The organism is Microbacterium sp. H6 (genome assembly GCF_003314775.1).
Classification (GTDB): Bacteria; Actinomycetota; Actinomycetes; order Actinomycetales; family Microbacteriaceae; genus Microbacterium; species Microbacterium oxydans.
Window position 1 is genome coordinate 1,606 of the sequence record NZ_QOAY01000080.1, and the last position, 358, is coordinate 1,963.

Annotated in this window: 1 protein-coding gene; it reads right to left on the minus strand. The window is 74.0% G+C overall.

Translation table 11 applies throughout. The features are described from left to right. Positions 1-358 (minus strand): thiamine pyrophosphate-dependent enzyme (locus tag DSP71_RS05815; RefSeq protein WP_258546283.1); only part of this gene is annotated, 358 nt, incomplete at both ends.

Genomic DNA, 358 nt, shown 5'->3' on the forward strand with positions numbered 1-358 from the left:
GCCACTGCTCGCCGAGCTGCGGGGAGCGGGTCGCGGTCACGAAGCGGAACAGGTCTTCGGGATCGAGGTCTGCGTCGGTGTTCAGCGCTGCCCTCATCGCCGCCGCGATCTCCTCGGCACCCGAGGCGAAGCGCTCCTCGGCGGCGGCGTCGAGCGCCCCTGTCGCAGTGAGATGCGCGCGCAGGCGCAGGAGCGGGTCGCGGGCGAGCCAGGCCTGCACTTCCTCGCGCTCGCGGTAGCGGGTGTCGTCGTCGGCGTTGGTGTGCGCCTGCATGCGATAGGTGTGCGCCTCGACCAGGGAGGGGCCGCCGCCGGCGCGGGCGCGGTCGACGGCTTCCGTGAGCACCGCGAGGACCGC